The following is a 16,427-nucleotide window of genomic DNA, read 5'->3' on the forward strand; positions in this document are numbered from 1 at the left end:
CAGGACTGGACAGGTTCATTTCGAGTGGGAGAACCGATGACGGATCAGGTGCAGGTGGAGCCGGGCGAGGTTCGGGCTCTGCAGGTGGAGCTCAACGGGCTGAACGTTATCGACGACGCCGATCGGAAGGGCAGGCCGAACCATCTGTTCTGGCCCTGGTTCGGCGCCAACGTGTCGGTGCTCGGGCTCAGCTACGGGGCGTTCGCGCTCGGGTTCGGCATCTCGTTCTGGCAGGCCGTGATCGCCGGCGTGGTCGGGATCGTCTTCTCGTTCCTGCTCTGTGGTCTGATCGCGCTGGCCGGTAAGCGTGGTTCCGCGCCGACGATGGTGCTTAGCCGGGCCGCGTTCGGCGTACGGGGCAACAAGCTGCCCTCGCTCATCTCGTGGTTGCTGACGGTCGGCTGGGAGACCGTGCTGACCATCCTCGCCACGCTCGCGACGGCGACCGTCTTCGACCGCCTCGGCTGGGGCGGCGGTGGCGTCACCAAGGTGATCGCGCTGGTGGTCGTCGGTACCTTGATCGTCGGCTGCGGTGTGCTCGGCTTCGACCTGATCATGCGGATGCAGACGATCATCACGATCGTCACCGGCGTACTCACCGTCGTCTACATCGCACTCGTTGCCGACCAGGTCCACTGGAGCACGGTGAGCGGCCTGCCGAACGGCTCGACCCAGGCCGTGATCGGCGCCCTGGTCTTCCTGATGACCGGATTCGGGCTCGGCTGGGTGAACGCGGCGGCCGACTACTCGCGCTACCTCCCGCGCTCCGCGTCCAGCAGCGGCGTGATCGGCTGGACCACCTTCGGCTCGTCGATCGCGCCGATCGTCCTGCTGATCTTCGGCCTGATGCTCGCGGGTTCCTCGCCGGACCTCTCCACGGCCATCGCGGCAGATCCGATCGGGGCCCTCGCCGGGACGTTGCCGACCTGGTTCCTGGTGCCGTTCGTGATCGTCGCCGTCCTCGGACTCGTCGGGGGTGCGGTGCTGGACATCTACTCGTCCGGCCTGGCCCTGCTCTCGATCGGACTGCCGGCACCGCGGTACGTCGCGGCCTTCGTCGACGGCGTCATCATGATCGCCGGCACGATCTACGTGGTGTTCTTCGGCGACGAGTTCCTCGGCCAGTTCACCGGCTTCCTGATCACCCTCGGAGTGCCGGTCGCGGCCTGGTGCGGCATCATGCTCGCCGACATCGCCAGCCGGCGGCGCGACTACGCCGAGGCCGACCTGTTCGACCGCAACGGCCGGTACGGCGACATCCGCTGGTTGCCCGTAGCAACCATTCTGATTACGACCGCGATCGGCTGGGGCCTGGTCACCAACGGCAGCGCCAAGTGGCTCACCTGGCAGGGCTACCTGCTCGACCCGCTCGGACTCGGCGGCAAGCAGGGCAACTGGGCTTTCGCCAATCTGGGCGTGCTGTTCGCCCTCGTCGTGGCCTTCGTCGTGCAACTGCTGGCGGGCCGGCGGGCGGTCGAAGCACAGGAGGTAGCCGCCTGATGGTGCTCGCGATCATCGACCTGCAACGGATCTTCGCCGAACCCGAGAGCGGCTGGGCGACCCCTGACTTCCAGCGCGTGGTGAAGCCGACCCAACGATTGGTCGAGCTGTTCGCGCCGGACGTCGTCTTCACCCGCTTCATCGCACCCGAACAACCGACCGGCTCCTGGATCCCGTACTACGAGCTGTACCCGTTCGCGCTGCAGTCCCCCGACTCGTACGCGTATCAGCTGGTGGACGAGTTCCGTGGCGCACCCACGCTCGACAAGACCACCTTCGGCAAATGGGGCACCGACCTCGCGGAGGCCGCGAATGGGCGACTCGTCCTGAGCGGGGTGAGCACGGAATGCTGCGTGCTCACCACCGCCTTGGCCGCGGTCGACGCCGGCGTCGCAGTACAGGTGGTCGAGGATGCGTGTGCCGGTGTGGACGAGGCCGGCCACCGCAAGGCGATCGACCTGATGCGGCTCTACTCCCCCATGCTCGAGGTCGTCACCGTCGACGAGCTGGTACGGCGCGCGGAGCAGCAGTGATGCGGGGGGTGAACCTGAAGCACGAGCGGATCGCGTCGGTGCTGGCCCGGGAGATCCGCTCCGGCCGGGTCGGCCACGGTGACCAGTTGCCCGGCGAGATCGAACTCGCGAAGCGGTTCGCGGTCAGCCGGAACACGGTCCGCTCGGCGCTCGCCGTACTGACCGAGGACGGCCTGATCACCACCCGCACCGGTAAGGGTTCCTTCGTCCTCTTCGACGGCCGACCGCTGGACGACCGGCTCGGTTGGACCCACGCGCTCGCGGAACAGGGCGTCGAGACCCAGGTCCGCGTACTTCGGCTCGCGCTCGTGCAGGACGCCCGACTGGCCGATCGACTGGCCATGGAGTCGCCTGACTTCGTCGTGATCGAACGGCTCCGGGTGATCGTCGGCGGAGCCGCGATCTCGATCGAACGCAGCCGCATCCCAGCACTCGGCCACCTCCGCGAATTGCCGTCCCGGGGACTACTGGACGACTCGATCACCGCAAGCCTCAGCCAGGCCGGCATCCATCTCGATCACGGCCGGCAGCGGCTCCGGGGCCGGCCGCTCGACGCGGAGGAGGCCGCGTTGCTGGACCGGCCCGTAGGCACCTGGTTCCTGCACACCCGGCGTACTAGCTGGACGGCCGACGACCGGTTCGCCGAGCAGGTCGACAGCCTCCTCGATCCACTGCACTTCGAACTCAGCCTGAACTACAACGGGACCAGCCGGTGACTCGTACTACGCGCGCAGCCGGTGCTCTCTACGGCCTGGCGATCGGCGACGCGCTCGGGATGCCAACCCAGTCGTTGCCCAGGGCGCTCATCGTCGAGCGGTACGGCGAACTGCTCGACGGTTTCCACCCTGCGCCTGACGATCAGCCACTGGCCGCCGGGATGCCGGCCGGCGCGATCACCGACGACACCGAGCAGGCAGTCCTGCTCGGTGAGCTCGTCGTCTCCTCGCGCGGCAAGATCGACGGGCACGAGTTGGCGCGGAAGTTGCTGGCCTGGGAGGTCTCGATGCGCGCCCGCGGCTCGCTCGACCTGCTCGGCCCGTCCACCAGGCGAGCCATCGACGAACTCCTGGCCGGCACCGACATCACCGAGACCGGCCGCTTCGGTACGACGAACGGCGCCGCCATGCGAATCACGCCGGTCGGCATCGCGACCTCACTTACTCCAGCCGGCTTGCTGCTCGATCGCGTGGTCGCGGCAAGCGCGGCGACGCACAACACCGGCCTCGCCCTGTCAGCCGCCGCGGCCGTCGCTGCCGCGGTCAGCGCAGGCATCGACGGCGCGACCGTTGCCGAGGCGATCCCGATCGCGATCCAGGCCGCCGCCGAAGCAGCCGACCGCGGCCACTGGGTAGCCGGCGCAGCCCTCGCCCCCCGAATCACCTGGGCCACCTCCCTGATCGACACGGCGCCTGGCACTACCCCTCCTCGGCCGGGCGCCGTGTCTGCACTGCTGTACGACCTGGTCGGCACCAGCCTGGCCAGCCAGGAATCCGTGCCGGCCGCCTTCGCCGTCCTCGCCGCCTACCCGGACGACCCCTGGCTCGTCTGCCGGCTGGCAGCGTCGGTTGGTGGCGACACGGACACCATCGCGGCGATCGCCGGAGCGGTGGCCGGCGCCTGCCACGGCCTCGACGCGTTCCCGGCGGATGCCCGGCAGACCGTTGCCGAGGTCAACGGCCTCCACCTCGACGACCTGGCCGACCGCCTCCTCGAAGTACGCGACGCATGAGACTGATCCACCTCGGCAACGTCGTCGTCGACCTCGTGCTCACCGTGGGCGATCTCCCGGTCCGCGGCGGTGACGTGATCGCCTCCAGCACGACGGTCACCCCCGGCGGCGGCTTCAACGTGATGGCTGCCGCCTCCCGGCTCGGCCTCACCACCCTGTACGCCGGTCCGCTTGGCACCGGCCCCTTCGGCGACAAGGCGCGAGCCGCTCTCACCGCAGCCGGTATCGAGTGGTTGCTCCCGGCAAGGGCGGAGCTGGACACGGGTTTCGTGGTCACGCTGGTCGACTCGTCCGGCGAACGTACCTTCGTCACCAGCCGTGGCGCCGAGGCAACTCTGAGCAGCGCCGACCTACGGCGGCCGGATCCTGACGACGTGGTGTACCTGTCCGGCTACAGCCTGCTCCACGATTCCAACCGAGCAGCTCTGGTCCCATGGCTCGAGACGATCCCGGCTGACGTACAGGTCTTCTTCGACCCGGGTCCTTTGGTTGCCGACATCCCCTCAACTGCTCTTGAAGCCGTCCTCGCGAGAGCCAGTTGGATCAGCTGCAACGCCGCCGAGGCGGAGGCGCTGACAGGCCTGACTGACCCCGCTACTGCCGCCGCCGCTGCCGGCGCCGCTGCTGTCGCCGCCGCTGCGTTGGCTGCTCGGGCTGGCCGCGGCGGGGTGATCCCGGGCAACGCGTCCATCGCCCCGGACCCGGCGCCCGGAGTACTGGTTCGAATCGGGTCGGGCGGCTGCCTGCTCGCAGTACGGGGTGAGGTTGTGGCTGTCGAGGGGTTCGCCGTGGATGCAGTGGACCTGAACGGTGCCGGGGACGCCCACGCGGGGGCATTTCTGGCAGGGATTGCCGAGGGCAAGGAACCGGTGGAGGCGGCCCGCTGGGCCAATGCGGCCGCGGCTCTTGCGGTCACTCGTCGCGGACCGGCTACCGGGCCGTCCAGGAGTGAGCTCGAGGGGTTCCTAAGGGAGCACTAGTGCGCCCGGCGTGGGCGTAGGTACCGGGATAGGGAGTTGTGCGGATGTGCCCGTCCTCCTCAGGCGAGCAGAGTCTGGGCATCGACACACTCCCGGAGGAGATCATGATGTTGTTCTACTCTTCCCAGTTCCTCGACGCGGAGATCGCCTACCGCCAGGAGCGGATCAAGCGGGACTACCAGCGCCCACTGTGGTTCCGTAAGCCCAAGCCCGCCCCGAAGCCCACACCGCAGCAGGCTTGCCGCCCAGCGGTCCAGGCCCGGCACGCCATGTGAATGCCCGGTCCCCACCCCAACCCCAATCCCCCCACTGCGCAGCGCGGCCGAGGTCCCTCCCAGACCCCGGCCGCGCTGCCGCATTTCCGCCTCGCAAGCCTCAGGCAGACCTCCTCTGAACCTCTCGCTTTCCCTCACCTGTGCCCGCGCGACGGCCAGTCGCCTGCGGCGTACGAGAAGGGGGCCTTAGGCGGCATTCCAGCCAGCTGAGGACTACCTAGTGAGTCCCTAGGGCCAGGGATAGGGAGGAAGTCCGATGTGCGGCCCCTCCTCAGACGAGCAGATTAGGGGCATCGGCAAGGAGCCGGGAGCAACAGCCAGGAGGCAACCGAAATGTTCACCACCGACAGCGTCAAGGCCGAGGTCACCTACCGCCGCGAGCGTCTCACCCGCGACTACGGCCGGACGGCTCGCCGTACCGGAGCCAGCCGGCACCTCGTCCACCTGTTCACCAAGAACGTCTGAGGGGAGGCAACAACCATGTTCATCAACACTTACTCGATCCAGGCGGAGACCGCCTACCGACAAGAGCGGACCAAGCGCGAGTTCCGGGTCACCCCCCGGAAGGAGAGCCAGCAGCAGGCCCCCAAGCCTGAACCGCGGCAAGCGCGCCGGGCCCTGCGACCCACCCACGCCGCATGACCCCCGCATCCACCGTCCCCGACCGGTTACTCCAGGTCGGGGACGGTGTTCTTTCTCCCGACCCTCACCCAGCCGGTGGTACAGGTGTTCGGACAGTGATTCTTTCGGCCGCGGACAGCGCGCGGACGGGATGCCGTCGATTTGTGTCGGCTCCAGGGGCGAAGATGGACGACGTGCCCTGGACCTCGACACCCCTCGTCGGCCGCTCGACCGAGATGGCCGCCCTGCTCAGCACCGTCGACGACGCGAAAACGCGTCGCGCCGGTGCAGTTCTGCTGTCCGGTGACGCGGGCGTCGGCAAGACCCGGCTGCTAGACGAGGTCGCGACCGGCGCGCACGAGCGCGGGTTCGGTGTCCTGGTCGGGCACTGCACCGACTTCGGCGACGCCGGGCCTGCCGTACCTCGCCTTCACCGAGATCTTCGGCCGGCTGGCCGGGGAGCGCCCCGACCTGGTCGAGAGCGTGCTCGACAACTTCCCCGCGATCAGCCGGCTGCTGCCCACGCACCGGCTGATCGGCGCGCCCGCCGTTCCGCAGGACGGCCAGCTGGACCGCGCCGCCCTGTTCGACGCCGTGCTCGGGGCCTTCACCGCGCTGTCCACCAGCGAGCCGCTGCTGGTGATCATCGAGGACGCGCACTGGGCAGACGACTCGACGCGGGACCTGATCGGTTTCCTGCTCACCCGGCTGACCTCGCAACGGCTCGCGCTGGTGGTCTCGTACCGCAGCGACGACCTGCACCGTCGGCACCCGCTGCGCCGGCCGATCGCCGAGTGGTCCCGCATCCCGCGCGTACGCCGGGTGAACGTGGCTCCGTTGAACGCCGACGAGTCCCTGACCCTGCTCAACGAGCTGACCACCGAACCGCTGTCGGAGGTCGAAGTACGGCGGATTCTGGAGCGGGCCGGGGGGAACGCCTTCTTCACCGAGGAGCTGGTCGCCGCCGCATCCATGGGCGACGGCGACATGGTGCCACCGGATCTGGCCGATCTCCTGCTGGTCCGCCTCGACCCACTGTCGGACGACGCGCGCCAGGTCGCCCGGGTGATCGCCGTCGCCGGGCGACGCGTTCCGCACACCCTGCTGACCGCCGTGGCCGGGCTGCCGGACCGCGAGCTCGACGCCGCGCTCCGGGAGCTCATCGACGCGCACATCATCGAGCACCCCGGCAACGCGAGCTACTACTTCCGGCACGCGCTGCTGGCCGAGGCTGTGTACGACGACCTGCTGCCGGGCGAGCGGGTGCGCCAGCACGCGGCGTACGCGAAAGCACTGAAGGACCAGACAGTCGCCGGTACTGCGGCGGAGCTGGCTGGGCACGCCACCAGGTCGCATGATCTGGCGACCGCCTTCGAAGCACGGGTGCGGGCCGGTCAGGAGGCGATCTCGGTCGCTGCGCCGCAGGAGGCACTGAAGCACTACGAGATGGCGCTGGAGCTGTATCCGAACGCGGCCGAGGACGCCAGCATCGACAAGACCTGGCTCGTCGTCGCGACGGCAAAGGCAGCCGCCCTCTCGGCGCAGCAACCGCGAGCTCTGAAGTTGCTCCGCAAGGCCCTGGTCGAGCTGCCGGCCGATGCTCCGCGCCTCCAGCGGGCCCAGCTGTTGATGCCGCTGGCCGAGATCGCGCTGTACATCGACTACGACCAGGAGGCGCACGAGGCCATCACCCAGGCTCTGCGGCTGACCTCGGACGAGCCTGCGAGCGTGTTCAAGGCAGAGGTCATGTCGCTGTACGCGCGGGTCTCGGACGCGCTCGGCCGGCCGATGGAGGCAGAGCGCTGGGCGCTCGAGGCGGTCCAGATCGCCCGCGAGGTCGGCCAGGAGTCGGCAGCGGGCGACGCCGGGATCACCCTCGCCATCCTTCGCCGCCGTGCGGGTGACCCCGTCGCCGCGGCGAAACAGTTGGAGGAGGCCGCCGTACGGGCCCAGCTGGCCGGAGACCCGGCGGCCGAAGTACGCAGCCGGTTCCTGCTCGGCTCTACCCACTACGAACAAGGTGACCTGGTCAATGCCAGGACTGCCCTTCAGGACGCCGCTCTGCGGGCGGGCGAGCTCGGACGGCAGTGGGCCGCGTACGGGTTCGACGCCCGGCGGATGCTCGCGCTGACCCAGTTCATGCTCGGCGATTGGGACGGCGCAGCTGCCACCGCCCGGGTCGGTTCGATGACGCCGATCGCGGCGGAGGCCGCTTTGCGCGGCGTGGGCCTGGCTGTCCGGGGCGGGCGCGGCGACACCTCGGTTGCCGAGGACCTGGAACGGCTGCGCAAGTGGTGGTCGCTCGATGTGATGCTGCCGATCATCGGGTTGCAGCCCGCGGTGGACGCCTATCGCGCGCTGGGTCAGACCGCCGAGGCGGAGAAGCTCATCGCCGACGTATCGGCGCTGTGTGCCGACGCGTTCCAGACCGACTGGTTCATGGCGAGGATCCGGTTCTCGGCACTCGGGCTCCAGCTGCTCAGCCACCGAGTGGTGAGTGAGCCCAGTGCGGCCGCGGAGCTCGTCGCGCGGGGCGCGGAGCTGGTCGGCGACGGACAGGCGACCGCCGAGAAGGGAACGCCGCCCGGGCGGGTGCTCGGGGCCGAGGGGATCGCCTGGCTGGCCCGGCTGGAAGCCGAGTGGGAGCGGCTGCGCTGGCTGGCGGGGATCGATGCGCCGACGGCCGAGGAGCATGTCGCGACCTGGCGGCGGACCGTGGATGCCTTCGGGTACGGATACGTGTTCGAGCAGGCGTGGTCGCGGGTGCATCTGTCGGCGGCATTGCGTGCGGCCGGCCGGATGACCGACGCGCACGAGCAGACCCAGCTCGCGACCGAGGTGGCCCGGCAGTTGGGGGCCAAACCGCTGCTCGACGAGCTCGGTGGAGCCGAAGCGGGGATGGGGCCCGCCGCGTTGACCGCTCGCGAGACCGAGGTGCTGGCGCTGCTGGCCGAGGGCCGGACCAACCGGCAACTGGCCCGCGAGCTCTACATCAGCGAGAAGACAGTCAGCGTGCACGTCTCCAACATCTTGGCCAAGCTCGGTGTCCGCTCCCGGACCGAAGCAGCCGCCGTGGCCCGCCGCGACGGCCTGCTGGACAGCTGACGCCGCTGCGGTCCAGCAGTGCCGGGCGTGCGATGCCGGCAGCTAGTGGTGGCGGCGGTGGCCGGCTATGTGCGGAAGGTGGGTGAAGGCCCCTCGCCGGTTCGACTCGCGTTCGAGGCGCCGGCGGCCCACCTCGTCGGCGCGCGGGTCTGTGCTGCCGGCGGTCTGACCGACGATCTGGTTGAAGATTTCTTCAGCGTGCCGCAGCTTCAGCACGAAGAAACCGACCCCACCCGCCACAGCCGTCGCAACCAATACCCAGAGTTGCCAAGACATACCTCACCACCCCGTATTCGCCCCGTATCCCCGAGTAGTCACCTTAACCCTGTTTTAACGAATTGGCGACAGGCAGATAGCAATCCGTCACATAACAAGGCATCAGGAGCGATTGTTGTGCGAGGCAATGACTCAGGGTGATCAGGCAACGACCGTTCCCTGCGGCGGCAGGTTACTCTCCGCTACGCCCTCAGGTCGCCGAGGACGCGGAGCAGGTTGGCGCCGAGGATCTTCCGGATCGTTGGTTCGGGCATTCCGCGGGACACCAGTTCGTCGGTGAGCAGCGGCATACCGGCCGGACCTTCGAGGCCCGGGACGTGGATGTCGGCGTCGAGGCCTTCGATGATCAGCGGCCGATCGCAAGCCGGGATCTTCTCGTCGAACACTTCCTGGACGAAGTCGCTGCCGAGCCCGACGTGGTCCTCCCCGGCAACGTCCACGATGTACTGGACGTGGCCGGCGAGGTGGCCGATCGTCGGCTTCTCGGTGGTCAGGAAGCCCGCGAAGAAGTTCACGCAGATCACGCCCCCGGTCGCGGCGATCCCGCGGAGCTGCTCGTCGGTCAGGTTGCGGTGGTGCTCGCGCAGCGCGAAGGCGCTCGAGTGCGAGGCGACGACCGGCTTCGTGGCGAGCTCCAGAATGTGCTCGACGCCGCCGCGGCCGACGTGCGAGACATCGATCAGGACGCCGAGTTCCTCCAGCAGCCCGACCGCTTCCACGCCGGCCCCGGGTCAGCCGGCTGCCCGCCGCGTCCTCACCGGAGCCGTCGCCGAGCGCACTCCGGCCGAAGTGGGTGAACGAAGCCATCCGTACGCCGAGGCGCTGCAGCGTCTGCAGCAGTTCGAGATCGACGTCGATCTGTGGGCAGCCCTCCAACGCGAGGACCAAGGCGATCTTGTTCGCCTCGACCGCAGCGGTGATCTCGGCCCCGCTGCGGCACAGCGCCACCTCGTCACCATTGCCTTCGGCGATCTGGTGCGCGGCCTCGACCATCCGGAGCGTCTCGCGCAACGAGCCTTCGGGACGGAACTCGTCGTCGATGAAGACCGGCAGCACCTGGACGTCGACGCCGCCCTCGCGGAGCTGCGGGATCCAGCGCTCGCGGAAGTACCCGACCCAGTTCCGCCGCGGCCGTCTTGCCACCAGCATCAACAGGTCGTTGTGCGCGTCCGCGACCACCGCGTCCCGATGCAGCTCCGTCATCGATTCCCCTCAGCTTTTCCGTCGTCCCCGAATCCGCAGGCCAACCGCTTACGTCCGAAGAGCTGCGGGGCAGGTCCCTCCGGTCTTCGGACGTAAGCGGTCTTCTCCGACTGAGTTTCCCGCGTCGAGGATCCGGGGGGTTAGCGTCTGGGCGCCGGAGATCGGGGTGGATTCCTGCCGCGGGGCACTAGCGATTCGCCAGCACCTAAGGTACGGGCCATGAAGGTTCTGTCTGCCGACGACGTACGTCGCCTGACGCCGATGCCGGTCGCGATCGACGTGGTCAGGCAGGCGTTCCTGGACCTGGCTGCCGGACACTTCGTCCTACCGGCCAGGCAGATCTTCGGCGACGGCGCGGTACTGGTGATGTCGGCGTACCACACCCCTACCCGGACCGCGGTGGTGAAGAAGATCGGCATCGCCCTCGACCAGATCCCGGCGATCCGCGCGACGGTGATCTGGACCGGCGACGGCGAACAGTTCGTCGCCGACGGCATATCGATCACCACCTTGCGGACCGGCGCGGTCGTCGGTGTGGCCACGGACCTCCTCGCGCCGCCCGACGCGACCCGACTCGCCTTGCTAGGTACCGGCGCTCAGGCGGCGGATCAGGCCCGCGCGGTCCTCGCAGTACGGCGTATCGCCCGCGTCACCGTCACCGGACGAAACCTCGCTCGGGCGACTTCGCTGGCGTCGGAGTTGGCCACCGAGTTCCCCGAGGTGAAGTTCGTCCCGTCGACCTCGATCGGTGAGTCGGTCTCCGACGCCGACGTGATCTGCTGCGCGACGTCTTCCTCGACTCCACTCTTCGAGCTCGCCGCCCTCCCCGACCGCGTCCACATCAACGCCATCGGCGCCTTCCGCCCCACCATGCGCGAACTCCCCCGCCCCCTCTTCGCCGACGCCTCCCTAGTCGTCGTCGACCAGATCGAGGCCGCCCTAGAAGAATCCGGCGAAATCATCGACGCCGTCACCTCCGGCACCCTGCCCCAGTCCGCCCTCCTCGAACTAGGCACAGCCCTCACCACCCACCCCACCCCCACCGGCCGCACCATCTTCAAATCCGTGGGCGTAGGCCCCCAAGACTGGGCAATAACCCACCACCTCCACACGGTCAGCTGACGACCGTCAGGTCCAGGAGAGGACGCCTTTGCGGTAGGCGTAGAGGAGGCCGACTGTGACGAAGGCGAGGAAGACGAACATCTCGATCAGGGACGAGACGCCGACGGCGGCGAAGACGCCTGCCCACGGGAAGAGGTAGATCGCGTCCACGGCGAAGATGACGTAGAGGTAGGCGTAGAGGTAGTAGCGGATGTGGACCTGGGCCCAGCCTTCGCCGACCGGGTCCACGCCCGACTCGTACGTCTTGAGTTTTTCGGCCGTCGGGTAGGTGATGGTCAGGGCGCGGTTCAGCGCGAAAGCGCCGATCAGGCCGCCGAGACCCAGGACGAGAATCGCCGCGACAACTCCGTAGCCCTCTGACACGCTGCCTACTTTAGGTGCTGCAGGCTCAGTTGGTGCAGAGCAGCATCGAGTCGGTGGCGACCTGCGGGCCGTAGCCGGAATTCACGTCCGCGACCTGGAGGCGCAGCCGGGTGACGCCGGCGATCTGGCGGTTCAGCCAGCCCTCGCTCTCCTGGACCTGGTCGAGAGTGCCGAGCACCGTGCTGCCGTTCAGCAGCGAGGCGCGGATCGTGCCGTCGGTGATGTTGCCGAGCCAGTTCTTCACCCAGCTGCAGCCCGCGCTGTTGATGTCGCCCCAGACCAGACCGCCCTTGTCCGCGAGCAGTTCGGCTTCGGCCCGGCGAGGGCCTTCGGCCGGCGGGACGATGTTGTACTGCGGGTGGTTCTTGCCGCCGCTGGCCAGCAGCGGTTGCTTGTAGATGCCCCGCCAGACGTAGTGGTTGAACCCGGTCGGCGCGGACGCGGCAGCGGCGTACGGCGCCTGCGGCCCGATCGCGAGCCGGTACGTGCGGATCGAGCCGGGCTGGTTCGCGGAGATCGTCACCTGGGTGCCGGACGCGCTGGCATGGCCGATCTCCTGCCAGCCCGCCGTCGCCGACCAGCGCTGAAGGGCGACGCGAGAACCGGGGGCTGGTGCCGGCGTGAGCGTCCCGGCCACGGTCAGCGTGCCATTGGTGTAGTCGCTGGTCCGGATGCTGGTGATCTTCACGGTCCGGACCGGCGCAGCGGCCTGTGTGGCCGCCTGGCTTCTCTGGAGCGTGAGCGAGCTCTCTGCCGGCAGGGCGGTCGCGCCGCAAGCAGTCAACGGTGCGAGCAGCAGCACCACGGTCAGCATGACGATCGGGCGAACGCCCATGGTGGAACTCCCTCGAGCCCGGGTGGATCCCGGGGTAGATCACAGATCAATGACGACACCCTGCCGGTAATAACTGCAGAAGGCAAGCGAACGACTGCTTTGAGTCACCAGTGCGCCGTGTCGGAGGTTCCGTTAGCGATAGCGGTGGTCAGGTGCGTGCCTCGCGGTGGCGGAGGGAAGGCCTCGATGTTTTCCATCGTGGCCTTTCCTCCGCTGCCGTGAGGTGCGTGCCTGGGCGCCGGTAGCGCAACGGAACCTCCGACACGGCGCACTAGCGATGGGTGATCCCAGGCTGTGGACTGCACTGGCTTCTGCGTGGTTCCGTACAAGGGGCGAACTAACATGGGGGTATCGCCCTACCGGGGGGATCGGCTGTCTCCACAAGAGATCAGGCCGGCCCAAGCTCGACTTGGAGATGAAGAGACCAGTGACCATCGAGGTCAGGCAGCTCGACCGCGTGGTGATCCGATTCGCCGGTGACTCCGGTGACGGGATGCAGCTCACGGGGGACAGGTTCACAGCGGAAACGGCATCGTTCGGCAATGACCTGTCGACCCTGCCCAACTTCCCCGCCGAGATCCGGGCACCAGCCGGGACTCTGCCGGGCGTCTCGTCGTTCCAGTTGCACTTCGCCGACCACGACATCCTGACGCCTGGTGATGCGCCCGATGTGCTGATCGCGATGAACCCCGCCGCCCTGAAGGCGAACCTGACCGACGTACCGCGCGGTTCGACCCTGATCATCGACACCGCGGACTTCACCGCCCGGAACCTGAAGCGGATCGGGTACGACGAGAACCCGCTGGAGACCGGCGAGCTGGACGGCTACCACGTCGTACCGCTGAACCTGACCGGGATGACGGTGGAGTCGGTCAAGGAGTTCGGCCTGACCCGCAAGGACGCGTCCCGGGCGAAGAACATGTACGCCCTCGGCCTGGTGTCCTGGCTGTTCCAGCGACCGGTCGAGTCGACGATCAGCTTCCTCCAGACGAAGTTCGCCGGTAAGCCCGACATCCGGGACGCGAACATCGCGGCCTTCCGGGCCGGCTACAACTTCGGCGAGACGGCCGAGGAGTTCTCGGTCCGGTACGAGGTGAAGCCGGCGAGAATGGCCACCGGCCAGTACCGCAACATCTCCGGCAACCTCGCCTTGGCGTACGGCCTGGTGGCGGGCGCCCAGCGAGCCGGGATGCCGCTGGTGCTCGGCGCGTATCCGATCACGCCCGCGTCCGACGTACTGCATGAGCTGTCCAAGCTGAAGCGGTTCGACGTGACGACGATCCAGGCCGAGGACGAGATCGCCGGTGTCGGCGCTGCCCTTGGTGCCTCGTTCGCCGGGGCGCTCGGCGTCACCACCTCGTCCGGCCCGGGCATCAGCCTGAAGTCCGAGACGATCGGCCTCGGCGTGATGCTCGAGCTGCCGCTCGTCGTCTGCGACATCCAGCGGGCCGGCCCGTCGACGGGGATGCCGACCAAGACCGAGCAGGCCGACCTGCTGCAGGTGATGTTCGGCCGTAACGGCGAGGCACCACTGCCGGTGGTCGCGGCCCAGTCCCCCGCGGACTGCTTCGCGATCGCGGTCGAGGCGACCCGGATCGCGGTCACCTACCGGACGCCGGTGATGGTGCTGTCCGACGGCTACCTGGCCAACGGTTCGGAGCCCTGGCAGATCCCGGTGATCGAGAATCTGCCTTCCATCGACCCGAATTTCACGACTGGGCCCAACGCCACCAACGACAAGGGTGAGCCGATCTACCTTCCCTACCTGCGCGATCCGGAGACCCTGGCCCGTGCCTGGGCGATTCCCGGTACGCCGGGGCTCGATCACCGCATCGGCGGTCTGGAGAAGGAGGACAAGACCGGCAACATCTCCTACGACCCGGCGAACCACGATCTGATGATCCGCACCCGGCAGGCCAAGATCGACGGGATCACCGTCCCGCCACTGGAGGTGGACGATCCGGACGGTACGGCGAAGGTGCTGGTACTCGGCTGGGGTTCGACGTACGGGCCGATCGGTGCCGCGTGCCGCCGGGTCCGCAAGGTGGGCGGCAAGATCGCGCAGGCGCACCTTCGGCATCTCAACCCGTTCCCGTCGAACCTGGGCGACATCCTCAAGTCGCACGACAAGGTGCTCGTCCCCGAGATGAACCTCGGCCAGCTGGCGATGCTGCTCCGCGCGAAGTACCTGGTCGACGTCGTCTCGTACGCGCAGGTCCGCGGCATGCCGCTCGGCGCGGCCGAACTCGCCGAGGTGATCGGCAACCTGGTCGAGGAGACCGAGGGGATCGACGACGACGCCCGGCATCTGGGCGCCGACGCGGCCGCGGTCACCCACGGCGAGGCGCTGCACGATCCCATTACGCACTCTTCTGCCAACGGACATCTGAACCCGGAGGGAGCACGATGAGCACGATCGACCTGGGTCTGCCCGGCCTCCACGGAGTCCCGACCGCAGACGAGCCGCAGAACCGCAAGGAGTACGTGTCGGACCAGGAGGTCCGCTGGTGCCCAGGGTGCGGCGACTACGCAGTACTGGCTGCTTTCCAGGGGTTCCTGCCCGAGCTCGGGATCAAGCGCGAGAACGTCGCGATGGTCTCCGGGATCGGCTGCTCCTCGCGCTTCCCGTACTACCTCTCGACGTACGGCATGCACTCGATCCACGGTCGCGCACCGGCGATCGCGACCGGGCTCGCGGTGGCCCGGCCGGATCTGAGCGTCTGGGTCGTCACCGGTGACGGCGACGCGCTGTCGATCGGCGGCAACCATCTGATCCACACGCTGCGGCGCAATGTGAACCTGAAGATCCTGCTGTTCAACAACCGGATCTACGGCCTGACGAAGGGGCAGTACTCCCCCACCTCGGAGCCGGGCAAGGTGACGAAGTCGACGCCGATGGGGTCGGTGGACAACCCGTTCAACCCGGTCTCGCTGGCGCTCGGCGCGGAGGCGACCTTCGTGGCGCGCACGGTCGATTCGGACCGCAAGCACCTGACCTCCGTACTGCGTGAAGCCGCGGCCCACCGCGGTACGGCGATCGTGGAGATCTACCAGAACTGCCCGATCTTCAACGACAACGCCTTCGACGCGTTCAAGAACCCCGAGACCCGCGACGACGCGATCATCCCGCTGGTCCACGGCGAACCCATCCGCTTCGGCACCGACGGCCGCCTCGGCGTAGTACGCGACGGCTTCGCCTCCCTCGCGGTGCGCGAGGTCGCGTCGCTCCCCGGCGGCGAGGCCGACCTGGTCATCCACGACGCCCACGCCGACGACCCGGCCTACGCCTTCGCCCTCTCCCGCCTGACCGACACCGGCGTCCTCCACCGAGCCCCGATCGGCGTCTTCCGCTCGGTCAAACGCCCGGCATACGACGACCTGGTCCGCCAACAGGTAACCACCGCCAAAGAATCCCAAGGCCCCGGCGACCTCCAGGCCCTCGTAACCGGCGCCGACACCTGGACAGTCAACTAAGAAAGCCCCCACGCACCTCATACGTCGCCGCTCCCACCCACCCCGGGGTCGCCGCACCTCCGTCGCGGCTCAGCGGCCGGTGCTTGCGGCGGCGACCAAGGTGATCGTCACGCTCGCAAAGGCTGTCTTCGGCCTGGTGTGGTGACCGGGCTCACGCGCCGCTGGTTGCGGCGGCCCTACCCGGTTCACGTGCAGATGGTTGCGGCCGGTGTCCAGCCGACGGCAGCTTCAGGCAGAGAGCAAGACACGCTTGGACAAGAGGTCCGTCTGCCGGATGTCGACCAACCCGTCGTCAGAGAGGCGCAGCCGGTCAGGGACCTGCCGCATGGCCTTTCGATCCGGAAGGTACTTGCGACCTGCGGCGTGCTCCAGAACCACCTGTGTGCTCATGAGGCTCAGGCTCCCCACAGG

At 68.5% G+C, this 16,427-nt stretch carries 17 protein-coding genes and 2 pseudogenes; 13 read left to right on the plus strand and 6 right to left on the minus strand.

Annotated elements, in window-relative coordinates; all coding sequences use genetic code 11:
- Positions 1–36: 36 nt before the first annotated feature.
- From F1D05_RS15995 to F1D05_RS41985, 10 genes and pseudogenes are all read left to right on the plus strand, one after another.
- Positions 37–1,500, plus strand: coding sequence for a purine-cytosine permease family protein (locus F1D05_RS15995; RefSeq protein ID WP_185448415.1), 1,464 nt, complete (start codon positions 37–39; stop codon positions 1,498–1,500).
- The gene (locus F1D05_RS16000) at positions 1,500–2,033 is read left to right on the plus strand and encodes a cysteine hydrolase family protein (protein ID WP_185448416.1); all 534 of its coding nucleotides are present in this window, start codon (positions 1,500–1,502) and stop codon (positions 2,031–2,033) included. Before F1D05_RS15995 ends, F1D05_RS16000 begins: the two co-directional genes overlap by 1 nt.
- Positions 2,033–2,749 carry a GntR family transcriptional regulator gene (locus F1D05_RS16005; RefSeq protein WP_185448417.1) on the plus strand — a complete coding sequence of 239 codons (717 nt, stop codon included), beginning with the start codon at positions 2,033–2,035 and terminating at the stop codon, positions 2,747–2,749. The genes F1D05_RS16000 and F1D05_RS16005 overlap by 1 nt, the downstream gene beginning before the upstream one ends.
- Positions 2,746–3,762 (plus strand): ADP-ribosylglycohydrolase family protein, encoded by a 1,017-nt coding sequence (locus F1D05_RS16010; RefSeq protein WP_185448418.1) that lies wholly within the window; start codon positions 2,746–2,748, stop codon positions 3,760–3,762. Before F1D05_RS16005 ends, F1D05_RS16010 begins: the two co-directional genes overlap by 4 nt.
- Positions 3,759–4,742, plus strand: coding sequence for a PfkB family carbohydrate kinase (locus tag F1D05_RS16015; RefSeq protein ID WP_185448419.1), 984 nt, complete (start codon positions 3,759–3,761; stop codon positions 4,740–4,742). Before F1D05_RS16010 ends, F1D05_RS16015 begins: the two co-directional genes overlap by 4 nt.
- A gap of 107 nt (positions 4,743–4,849) precedes the next feature.
- On the plus strand, positions 4,850–5,017 hold the full coding sequence (locus F1D05_RS16020) for a hypothetical protein (RefSeq protein ID WP_185448420.1): 168 nt from the start codon (positions 4,850–4,852) through the stop codon (positions 5,015–5,017).
- Positions 5,018–5,350: 333 nt separating this feature from the next.
- A complete protein-coding gene (locus tag F1D05_RS41980) occupies positions 5,351–5,482 on the plus strand; it encodes a hypothetical protein (protein WP_281388950.1) in 132 nt (43 codons plus the stop codon).
- A 15-nt stretch (positions 5,483–5,497) separates the two neighbouring features.
- On the plus strand, positions 5,498–5,659 hold the full coding sequence (locus F1D05_RS16025; protein ID WP_185448421.1) for a hypothetical protein: 162 nt from the start codon (positions 5,498–5,500) through the stop codon (positions 5,657–5,659).
- 215 nt (positions 5,660–5,874) lie between these two features.
- Positions 5,875–5,977 (plus strand): annotated as a pseudogene (locus tag F1D05_RS40300) (hypothetical protein); the annotation flags it as partial.
- 33 nt (positions 5,978–6,010) lie between these two features.
- A complete protein-coding gene (locus tag F1D05_RS41985) occupies positions 6,011–8,743 on the plus strand; it encodes a helix-turn-helix transcriptional regulator (RefSeq protein WP_281388951.1) in 2,733 nt (910 codons plus the stop codon).
- Positions 8,744–8,785: 42 nt separating this feature from the next.
- On the opposite strand, the gene F1D05_RS16035 is transcribed toward F1D05_RS41985, so the two are convergent.
- The 3 genes and pseudogenes from F1D05_RS16035 to F1D05_RS41995 form a co-directional block, all read right to left on the minus strand.
- Positions 8,786–9,019 (minus strand): hypothetical protein, encoded by a 234-nt coding sequence (locus F1D05_RS16035; RefSeq protein ID WP_185448422.1) that lies wholly within the window; start codon positions 9,017–9,019, stop codon positions 8,786–8,788.
- A 182-nt stretch (positions 9,020–9,201) separates the two neighbouring features.
- On the minus strand, positions 9,202–9,738 hold the full coding sequence (locus F1D05_RS41990) for a dipeptidase (protein ID WP_281388952.1): 537 nt from the start codon (positions 9,736–9,738) through the stop codon (positions 9,202–9,204).
- An 85-nt stretch (positions 9,739–9,823) separates the two neighbouring features.
- Positions 9,824–10,222 (minus strand): annotated as a pseudogene (locus F1D05_RS41995) (membrane dipeptidase); the annotation flags it as partial.
- Positions 10,223–10,441: 219 nt separating this feature from the next.
- Here F1D05_RS41995 and F1D05_RS16045 point away from each other — a divergent pair.
- Positions 10,442–11,344: an ornithine cyclodeaminase family protein gene (locus F1D05_RS16045; RefSeq protein ID WP_185448423.1), complete on the plus strand. Its 903-nt coding sequence runs from the start codon at positions 10,442–10,444 to the stop codon at positions 11,342–11,344.
- A 6-nt stretch (positions 11,345–11,350) separates the two neighbouring features.
- Here F1D05_RS16045 and F1D05_RS16050 read toward each other — a convergent pair whose 3' ends face one another.
- Together F1D05_RS16050 and F1D05_RS16055 are read right to left on the minus strand one after the other, a co-directional pair.
- The gene (locus F1D05_RS16050; RefSeq protein ID WP_185448424.1) at positions 11,351–11,707 is read right to left on the minus strand and encodes an NADH-quinone oxidoreductase subunit A; all 357 of its coding nucleotides are present in this window, start codon (positions 11,705–11,707) and stop codon (positions 11,351–11,353) included.
- A gap of 25 nt (positions 11,708–11,732) precedes the next feature.
- Positions 11,733–12,542 (minus strand): hypothetical protein, encoded by an 810-nt coding sequence (locus F1D05_RS16055; protein WP_185448425.1) that lies wholly within the window; start codon positions 12,540–12,542, stop codon positions 11,733–11,735.
- Positions 12,543–12,957: 415 nt separating this feature from the next.
- Between F1D05_RS16055 and F1D05_RS16060 the strand changes: the two genes are divergently transcribed.
- Positions 12,958–14,952 (plus strand): 2-oxoacid:acceptor oxidoreductase subunit alpha, encoded by a 1,995-nt coding sequence (locus F1D05_RS16060; protein ID WP_246486740.1) that lies wholly within the window; start codon positions 12,958–12,960, stop codon positions 14,950–14,952.
- The gene (locus tag F1D05_RS16065; protein ID WP_185448426.1) at positions 14,949–16,016 is read left to right on the plus strand and encodes a 2-oxoacid:ferredoxin oxidoreductase subunit beta; all 1,068 of its coding nucleotides are present in this window, start codon (positions 14,949–14,951) and stop codon (positions 16,014–16,016) included. The genes F1D05_RS16060 and F1D05_RS16065 overlap by 4 nt, the downstream gene beginning before the upstream one ends.
- 228 nt (positions 16,017–16,244) lie before the next feature.
- Here the strand turns inward: F1D05_RS16065 and F1D05_RS38885 are convergent, their stop codons facing one another.
- A complete protein-coding gene (locus F1D05_RS38885) occupies positions 16,245–16,406 on the minus strand; it encodes a hypothetical protein (protein WP_206686230.1) in 162 nt (53 codons plus the stop codon).
- Positions 16,407–16,427: the final 21 nt, after the last annotated feature.

Source organism: Kribbella qitaiheensis, assembly GCF_014217565.1.
Classification (GTDB): Bacteria; Actinomycetota; Actinomycetes; order Propionibacteriales; family Kribbellaceae; genus Kribbella; species Kribbella qitaiheensis_A.

Excerpts from the sequence above, each read along its gene's own strand:
- F1D05_RS16015 (WP_185448419.1), top strand. The coding sequence starts at position 3,759 with ATGAGACTGATCCACCTCGGCAACGTCGTCGTCGACCTCGTGCTCACC.
- F1D05_RS16060 (WP_246486740.1), top strand. The coding sequence starts at position 12,958 with ATGAAGAGACCAGTGACCATCGAGGTCAGGCAGCTCGACCGCGTGGTG.
- F1D05_RS15995 (WP_185448415.1), top strand. The coding sequence starts at position 37 with ATGACGGATCAGGTGCAGGTGGAGCCGGGCGAGGTTCGGGCTCTGCAG.
- F1D05_RS16035 (WP_185448422.1), bottom strand. The coding sequence starts at position 9,019 with ATGTCTTGGCAACTCTGGGTATTGGTTGCGACGGCTGTGGCGGGTGGG.
- F1D05_RS16055 (WP_185448425.1), bottom strand. The coding sequence starts at position 12,542 with ATGGGCGTTCGCCCGATCGTCATGCTGACCGTGGTGCTGCTGCTCGCA.
- F1D05_RS16020 (WP_185448420.1), top strand. The coding sequence starts at position 4,850 with ATGTTGTTCTACTCTTCCCAGTTCCTCGACGCGGAGATCGCCTACCGC.
- F1D05_RS16005 (WP_185448417.1), top strand. The coding sequence starts at position 2,033 with ATGCGGGGGGTGAACCTGAAGCACGAGCGGATCGCGTCGGTGCTGGCC.
- F1D05_RS16025 (WP_185448421.1), top strand. The coding sequence starts at position 5,498 with ATGTTCATCAACACTTACTCGATCCAGGCGGAGACCGCCTACCGACAA.
- F1D05_RS16000 (WP_185448416.1), top strand. The coding sequence starts at position 1,500 with ATGGTGCTCGCGATCATCGACCTGCAACGGATCTTCGCCGAACCCGAG.
- F1D05_RS16045 (WP_185448423.1), top strand. The coding sequence starts at position 10,442 with ATGAAGGTTCTGTCTGCCGACGACGTACGTCGCCTGACGCCGATGCCG.
- F1D05_RS16065 (WP_185448426.1), top strand. The coding sequence starts at position 14,949 with ATGAGCACGATCGACCTGGGTCTGCCCGGCCTCCACGGAGTCCCGACC.
- F1D05_RS38885 (WP_206686230.1), bottom strand. The coding sequence starts at position 16,406 with ATGAGCACACAGGTGGTTCTGGAGCACGCCGCAGGTCGCAAGTACCTT.
- F1D05_RS41980 (WP_281388950.1), top strand. The coding sequence starts at position 5,351 with ATGTTCACCACCGACAGCGTCAAGGCCGAGGTCACCTACCGCCGCGAG.